The sequence below is a fragment of the Vibrio sp. Vb1554 genome, assembly GCF_033344235.1.
Genome location: NZ_JAWPOJ010000153.1, coordinates 1 through 1517, shown reverse-complemented (window position 1 = coordinate 1517; position 1517 = coordinate 1). Strand labels below are relative to the sequence as shown.

Annotated in this window: 1 protein-coding gene and 2 pseudogenes; all 3 read left to right on the top strand. The window is 45.4% G+C overall.

The genetic code is table 11. The features are described 5' to 3' along the window. Positions 1 to 164: pseudogene (locus R8N28_RS24495) on the top strand (4Fe-4S ferredoxin); the annotation flags it as partial. Then, on the top strand, positions 161 to 1132 hold the full coding sequence (gene nrfD, locus R8N28_RS24490; protein ID WP_020838774.1) for a cytochrome c nitrite reductase subunit NrfD: 972 nt from the start codon (positions 161 to 163) through the stop codon (positions 1130 to 1132). The pseudogene R8N28_RS24495 and the gene nrfD, both read left to right, overlap by 4 nt. A gap of 9 nt (positions 1133 to 1141) precedes the next feature. Beyond that, positions 1142 to 1517, top strand: a pseudogene (locus R8N28_RS24485) (heme lyase NrfEFG subunit NrfE); the annotation flags it as partial.

The following is a 1517-nucleotide window of genomic DNA, read 5'->3' as shown; positions in this document are numbered from 1 at the left end:
AATCTTGCCCAACAAAAGCACTCATCTTTGGTGATTTGAATGACCCAACTAGCGAGGTCAGCAAAGTCATTGATAACCATCTTGTGTATCGCGATAAGTCACATTTAGGAACGCAACCTAAGTTGTTTAAAATTCCGCATAACAAAGGGGAGGTGTCATCATGAACGGTTTTGAAAGTGCTTTCCACTTTGATTCATTAGTGTGGGATTGGATCATCGCGATTTACCTATTTTTAGCTGGGATGTCTGCTGGCGCAGTGATGATTTCTATCTACCTTAAACGCAAAGTCATTGAGGGTGATCCGGCGAACAATGGCATTATGAAAGCGATGGCTTGGCTCGCGCCATTTGGCATCATTTCCGGTTTGGTGATTTTGATTTTCCATTTAACTAAGCCACTCCAGTTTTGGAAAATCATGATTTACTACAACCCGACGTCGGTGATGTCGATGGGCGTTGTCTTGTTTCAAGTCTACATGGTTGTGTTGTTTGTTTGGATTGGCGTGATCTTTCGCCATCAAATCATCAGCTTTTGTGAAGGCAAATTACCGAGCGGATTACTCGACTTTGTGGATGGCTTTTTGATCAAGGCTGGAAAGGTGAGTAATGCCATCGAGTTGTTCTTGGGTTTCTTGGCGATAGTACTGGCGGCATATACTGGCTTCCTACTATCGGCACTTAAAACCTACCCGATGCTCAACAATCCGGTGTTGCCGATTTTGTTCCTATTCTCAAGCCTTTCTTCGGGCGCAGCGGCATGTTTGATGTTCGGAATCTTAGTGTTTAAAGAGCCGACATCCAGTTCTAGTGTTTCATGGGTGCATGGCTTTGAACGTCCGGTTGTATTATTCGAGTTGTTCGTTTTAGTAACGTTCTTTACTGGCCTGATTTTCAGCGGGGGACAAAACGAAGTCGCAGCTTGGAATGCAATATCCAACGGCTTTTGGGCGCAGTGGTTCTGGGTTGGTGTTGTGTTGATTGGTATGTTGATGCCGCTAACATTGAACTGGTTAATGCCTTCTGAAGTTCGCCATAAAGGTAGTTACGTCTTTGTCGTGACAACATTGAGTTTGGTCGGCGTGCTGATGCTGCGTACGTTCATACTCTATGCTGGTCAAATGACCGTTGTCTAAGGAGGAACAATGGAGGCTGAACTAGGGTTCTTCTTACTGATTTTTGTCGCAATGGGGGCGAGTTGTTCCGCTGTACTGCATTGGTATCGCCGTGCAGCGGCTAAGCCCATTATGTTAGAACACCAACTTGCGACCTCACATCTCATCAGTTTGGCCTCTGTTGTTTGTCTATTACTGCTGATTGTCTGTTTTATCCAAGACAATTTTGCTCTTGAATATGTGGTCACTCATTCCAACAGCCAATTGCCAACCGCTTACAAGGTTGCAGCGGCATGGGGTGGGCACCAAGGCTCCATGCTGTTTTGGGTCGTGACGCTCAGTTTATGGGCATCATACATTGCTCTTAGTTCTCCGATTAACCAATGCTACACTGCAGATTGCCTTG

What these genes read in the sequence shown, in the direction of transcription:
- nrfD (WP_020838774.1), top strand. Translation starts at nt 161, where the DNA reads ATGAACGGTTTTGAAAGTGCTTTCCACTTTGATTCATTAGTGTGGGAT.